This window comes from Phyllobacterium sp., from assembly GCF_037994425.1.
In the GTDB taxonomy this organism is placed as follows: domain Bacteria; phylum Pseudomonadota; class Alphaproteobacteria; order Rhizobiales; family Rhizobiaceae; genus Phyllobacterium.
The window spans coordinates 1-6,064 of record NZ_JBBNAM010000308.1; the positions used below are offsets into that span (position 1 = coordinate 1).

The following is a 6,064-nucleotide window of genomic DNA, read 5'->3' on the forward strand; positions in this document are numbered from 1 at the left end:
CCCTGGCGTTACTGGGGGTTGTAACGCGTATCAACCGAACAGAGCATACGATGTTCATTCGCATTCTTGACGCTGAAACGGGAAAAACGGTTGCTCAAGGCTTTACCGATCTTAGGATGGGTGCGAATTACGCATGGCCTCGCTCTGTAAAGTGGGTAATGACCAACAGCATTCTGCGTTAGGTTTGAGGCGGAGCCTTGCCCACTCGGCCATTACCGAAGTGGCAGGACGTATCAAATCAGCGCCGGAAATAGATAGTCGGCGCAATCGGGGCAATTGTCGAATAACCTAGCTGACTTTGTCGCCAAGGGTGATAATCTGCCGTTGCGCCGCTGTTCGGGAACTCACCATGACGCTCGATTGGATTCCAAGGCTTAAAGGCCATGCTGAGCTCTTGAAGCGGCTTATTGATGAAATTCCGCAAGCGCTTGATCGACCTGGTCTGACAATCGAGCAAGCTGAGCGTCTATACGCCGTCATACAAAAAGGAACGCGCGATTTTGATGAAGTGCTTCAACTGATGGACAGCACAGATGCAGACCAGTCCTTTCGCAGCCCTGCGGACAATCTCAAACGGGCGTGGATGACCCTCGAAGATGCCGCGGGCGGAAGAATTCAGTCTTTGCTCAAGACACGTGGGTCTTCAAGAGCCAGCGCTGACCGGACAATGACAGTGCCGTGAGACCGAAACCCAAATCCCTCGTTATTTATGGGTCCATTTTCCTTATTTAGGCAACTTTCATTGCAGCGGCCTTTCGCCATTTTTTCCGTCGTATATCGCCGTCAGATTGCCGCCGAGCATCGAATTGGTGAGGGGCCGATATTTTTTAACCAGTTGGGCTCCCTCCGGATTCTCTCTGAACTTCAGATAGGGCTCAAGCCAGGCGATCTGAAAGGCTTCGAGTTTCTCCTTGCCCTTGGTGAACGTCTGCTTCTTGCCAACCTGCCGGCCGACCACCGTCGGGTCGTTGATGGCTGTGACGGTAAAATCAACGATCCGATCGAGCTTTCCGTCGCACACGCCGAAGCTGTTGCTGAACCGGCCGTTCAACAGGGCGGCATTGACGACAAGCGGGGCAACTGCATGAAGCTGGTAATGTAGCGCCTTGTCGCCACGCTTCATTTCCAACGGCAGGCTGCCATTGTTTTCGGCCGAACATATTACGAGTTGATTGCTGTCTGCCCCCCAGAGGATGAGGTCCTCCTTTCCGGTCAAAACGCCGATCTGGCTGACGGCGAGACCGGCCCAGGCGCGCAGATTGTTGCGCGAGGCCATTTGCGGCGCGTCATCGCTGAAGAAGTTTTTTATTTCGATTGCTCGCTGTTCGAGCCAGTGGTTGATGGCTGCCTCGTCTTCCGCTGCTGGCCGGACGATTTGCGTTGCCTGGTAGTAGGTTATGGATATTCCGGCGAGACGCGGCGATATCGCAAGCTTGGCGTTGAGTGTGCCGAGATCCGACAGTGCATTGGCATCTGCCCAGTTTCTCAGACTGCGATAGAGGCACACGTAACGAATGTCGGGTTGTCCCTGCTTCGGTTTCTCATCGATCAGGCTGGCAAGGCCGCGAACATAGGAATCGAGCGGCTTCAAAGCCTTGTTGACGGCGCTGTTCGCGTCTTCGTCGATATCCGATCGCGAGGCGTCGTCATCCTCGTAGCGGCTTCCAAGATCGAGGTTGACGACAGGCGGCGTTGTCGCGGGGCATTTGGGCGGGGCTTCCGCATAGGCAAAGTCGGCAGAAAACGCGATGAATACCGTCAGGGACATGAGGAATAGGGACAAGCGCCCTCGACAGGGGGGCGTCCCTCCTTCCCTCACGAACGCAAAAGGTCCACCACTTGCCAGCATTTCACCCTCCCTTGAGTGCCATCACTGCGAGCATCTCCTTGGCCTCCCTGTTGTCGCGTTCCGCTGCCCGCTCGAGCCAGGTCTTGGCAGAAGCAAACGACGGTTCGGTGCCGATACCGAACGCATAGTTCTTGGCTAGAAGCACCATCGCTTCGGCGTCTCCGGCCTCGGCGGCTTCCTGGAACATGTTCTGGGCAAGCCTGGCCTCGGCCGACCCACCGAGGGAAAGCTTAAGCTTTCCCAACTCGCGCATGCCGACAGGATCGCCGGCTTTGGCGGCGTTCGCATAGAGCAAGGCGAGGTCAACGCGCCCCAAAACCTGGTCATGGATAGCCTTATGCGTTCGCTCAAGCCGCGCCAGTGTAGCAACAATATGCTCAGGTGACGCACCTTTTATGACTGAAACCATGGTGTCGGTTGCCTTTTGCGGCGCGTACGACGGGCTCTTTGGATCAGTGTAGAGCTTAAGAAGATATTGCTCGGCTTTTGCGTCACCGTTCATGGCAGCAAGCTCGAACAACCGTGTGGCTTGCGCTTGCTGGCCGCCATTGGCGTAGCCATTATAGGCTTCGGCAAGCATTCTGAAGCGCCACGGCTTGCCCGTGGCGAACGCCTCAGCAGTCGTCATCCAGTTCTTGGCGTCCTCGAATTCGCCAAAAGAGGCATAGGCATTGGCCAAGTTAAGGGCCGCTTCGAACGAACAGTTCATCGTCAATCCGGCTCGTTTGAGAAGGGAGTTGCGATCGTCAGCGCCACCCGTGTAGCGGGCCGCGAAGATAAGTGCCTCGGCATCACCGCGGGCCGCGATTGTCGCTGCGTATTTTGCATGGATATCGGCGGCAGACATTGCGCCTTTCGTATTTGTCGAGAGCAGATCCATGGCGCGACCGGACCCGGCTTGCGCCTCTGCGAGCAGATATGTTTTAGCCTTTTGCACCAGTACCGGGTCATGCGCGAACGAGCTGAATACGGCCTCCGCCGCATCCAGCCTTGCCGATGACACTCCTTTTTCCGCTGCATCGAGCAGGAGTGCCAGCGCCTGGCGACGCCCCTCATCGTCCGTTGCCGCCTTGAGCCAGAGATTTGCAAAAGCTGCCTGCGCCTCGGGCCTTTGCGCGACGCGGCTTTGCCACTCCGCGATCACATCACTCTTTGCCCGCGACGCCTTTAGATACCACAGGTAAGCCGCTACGGAATTCGGCTGGCCATAAAGCGCCTCCGATTGCAGAGCCGCAAGGGTGGTTGGATCGGGGTCCCTGGCAAGGTCCTCTACCGATTGCGCTGACCATCCGCTTGAGACGAGATCTTTCGTGGCGTTCGTCCAGTACGCTGCCTTGTCGAGTTGGGGACCGTCGGGGGCGCGGCAGAGATAGGCGTCCCTCAGATCCAGCATCGCCTCCGTCTGGCCAAAACTGTCGACGACTGCGAGCAACAGGTTGATGCCGTCGTCGAACTGGCCGTCCTGCGATCCGTGGCGCAAGCGCATTTCGGCGAGCTTGCGCATGGCCGACATGTCGCGAAGCTTTGCCCCCTTCTCGTAATAGGGCATTGCGTCAGCTTCGCCGGACCAGATCCCCTTCTCGTCGAGAGCCAGATCACCGAGCTTGGAAAAGACCCACCCGGGTGGATCGGGCATGGCCGCAAGCGCGTTGAGGCTGTCCAGGTATTTCGCTTGTGCAACGGCATCGCTCTTGTCCTCATAGAAGTTGACCAGCCGTATGAGGCTATTGCGATGGCCTGTCGCTGCTGCCTTCTGGTAGTAGAATTCGGATTTGGCCAGATCCTTGCCGACGATTGCACCGACTTCGTAGACATGTGCAAGCTCGGACTGAGCGACCGCGACACCCTGGTCGGCGGCAAATTGCAGGTAATGCAGGAGGAGCGCGTTGTCCTTGACGATGTCGGCGCTCTCGAGGTGATAGCGCGCCACCCTCCAGGCGGCGTTGCCGTCCCCAAGGTCTGCAGCAAAGCGGCGCCAGCGTTCGGCAATACGAGCATTGCCTTTCACTATCTCGCCTTTTTCATATTCGCGCGCAATCCTGGCAACGCGGTCGCAAATGCCTGGATCAAGCTTGCCGACCATCGAGCCGAAGGCCATGGTGACGGCGAGTGACGGATCGACCTGCCAGCCGTCGATCCGCTCACCTTCGAGATTTCGTTTTGCAAGTTCGAGTAATGCGTCGGGATTGCCACCATAGGCGGCAAGCACCAGGTAGGAGAGTGCTTTGGCCTTATCCCTTTCCGCGGCGACGCCGTTGAGCATAAGCTGGGCGGCTAGAAAAAGGTCCTTGGGGGCGTTGGTCTCGCCGCGAGCGAGCAGCTTTTCGATCAGCCCGGAGGCTTGCAGCTCGATCGCCTTGCCCGCTCTCAGATAGAGTGTGATCCGTTCAGCCTCGAGAGACTGGGGCGTCAGTTTCTTGTCGATCGTCGGCAACAGATCGAGGATACGCCTGACGATTGGAAAATATTGTGCAGCGTCGATATCACGAAGGCGCTGTGCCTCGCGCATGATAATCCAGGAGTCTTGCTTCGGCAGGGCTTTCCCGTTCCACGCCGTCCAGGTTTCGACAACGTCTGCATCGGCCGCCCGTTGTACGCAGACAGGTTTCGAATCGACTGCCGGCGGCAGGAACTCAATGACAAGTTGCTCGATGTCGGCAGCGGCGCTGCTTGCTGGCGAAAGGGCGAGGCCCGCCGCCACGATGACGCCGAGACAGCGGAGCTTGTTGAAAGACAGGTGTCGGGACATGACGCTGTTCCTTCATTGATGCAGATGGTTTTCAACAGCAACCGCGTGGTAGTTGCCGGAGCTTCCGGTGAGCACGATGGAAAAGCCCGATCGTCGCTTCAGATCCACGGTACCCGTTTCGACGACCGTCCTGCCGTCGCTCTGAATGGCGAAACTCAAGGCCAGCGGCGCCCGTAGTAGAACGGCACCCGACTCGCCAGCTGCGACGTTCCTCAGAGCAACCGTCTTTGCGGCCGGAACAAAAAGATCTGCCATGGGGAGGTCGCTCAGATTGTAAAGGTAAACCTGCGCTTTTGAAGGGTCATCCTTGACCGTATCGACGTAGAGCTTCTGCCGCCCGTCCGCGATGCGGGCATAGGTGTAGTATTTTCCCGGCTCGGTGCTGAGCGTTGCTTTCTCAAGCCCCACGGACATTTCGATTTCGCCCGGCTTTACGATCACGTAAGGGGACAGTCCCTGATCAAGATCGTTTAGCGCCAGACCGGCAATGACCACCGATGTTGCCTGCGGATCGACGATGCGGACAAAGGAGGAATTCGGATCGACGGGTTTAGCGTAGAGACCGGCATCATCGGCGGAAGCGACCGTCCACGCGATCAGCAGCATCGCCGATGCCGTCAGAAGCTTTTTCAACAGGCTCGCTTTCATTTCGTTTGTCCTTCGTTGAGGCTGCAAATGCTAACCGTGGCGCTTTGAAGCGACATCTGGTCAAAGGCGAGCTGAAAGCTGTCTGCGGCGCTCGAGCCGAAATAACGGACAGGGAAATAATATCGGCCACTCGAAACGACGCGGTCGGCGCGCCAGATCCCGCTTTCGAAAAGGTGGCCATCATTCAGCCGGAACTTGAGCGCGGCGTGGCGGCTCTGATCATTGCCGGAATAGGCGTAGATGACGGCATGGTCGGGAACCTGCCCAGTGCGCACGGCGACGGACAGGGCGTTGTCACCAGCGGGTGATATCTGTGTCTTGTCAACGATCTGGCACGCCTGTCGGGCGGCTGCCACAAGCTCGATCAACGGCGCGTCACCGAACTTGCCGAGATTGTTATAGATCGGGTTTTCCCAGACAAGGACTTTCGGCCGATGATTGAGGAATGCTTCTGAGGTCATATAGGAGGTAATGGAACCAAACTGGTCGCCTCCCGAAATGGCAAAATTGGTAACAGGCAGCTCCAGCGATTGCGCCAGAAACCCTTGAAAGTTGGAGGCCGCAAGATCGGAGTAGCTGGTGCCGACCAGGACGATGGAGTGCTCAGGCTGCGCGTCGCCGAATATGTCGACGGCGGCGGCGCGGGCTATTTCGGTGGTCCTGTACCCCTCGGTGACCGCCGGTGGCAGCGCCTTGGTGCAATTTTCCTGGAGAATGCGCCGCATCGTTGAGATGATCTGCACCTCGCCTAAAGGACGCGTCTCAAACGCTTTGCGCGCGACGATATCGAAACCCGACAGTTTCGATATCATATCGGC

General features: G+C 57.7%; 5 protein-coding genes and 1 pseudogene. 2 read left to right on the plus strand and 4 right to left on the minus strand.

The features are described 5' to 3' along the window. On the plus strand, positions 1–182 hold a 182-nt coding region (locus AAAB35_RS20820), incomplete at its 5' end, for a DUF2380 domain-containing protein (RefSeq protein ID WP_340670184.1). A 167-nt stretch (positions 183–349) separates the two neighbouring features. Then, positions 350–682: a hypothetical protein gene (locus AAAB35_RS20825; protein ID WP_340670185.1), complete on the plus strand. Its 333-nt coding sequence runs from the start codon at positions 350–352 to the stop codon at positions 680–682. 57 nt (positions 683–739) lie between these two features. Here the strand turns inward: AAAB35_RS20825 and AAAB35_RS20830 are convergent, their stop codons facing one another. The 4 genes and pseudogenes from AAAB35_RS20830 to AAAB35_RS20845 all read right to left on the minus strand — a co-directional run. Next, positions 740–1,783, minus strand: coding sequence for an alginate lyase family protein (locus tag AAAB35_RS20830; RefSeq protein WP_340670186.1), 1,044 nt, complete (start codon positions 1,781–1,783; stop codon positions 740–742). 67 nt (positions 1,784–1,850) lie between these two features. Further along, a complete protein-coding gene (locus tag AAAB35_RS20835; protein ID WP_340670187.1) occupies positions 1,851–4,598 on the minus strand; it encodes a hypothetical protein in 2,748 nt (915 codons plus the stop codon). A 12-nt stretch (positions 4,599–4,610) separates the two neighbouring features. Next, a complete protein-coding gene (locus AAAB35_RS20840) occupies positions 4,611–5,246 on the minus strand; it encodes an alginate O-acetyltransferase AlgF (RefSeq protein WP_340670188.1) in 636 nt (211 codons plus the stop codon). Next, positions 5,243–6,064: pseudogene (locus AAAB35_RS20845) on the minus strand (hypothetical protein); the annotation flags it as partial. The pseudogene AAAB35_RS20845 and the gene AAAB35_RS20840, both read right to left, overlap by 4 nt.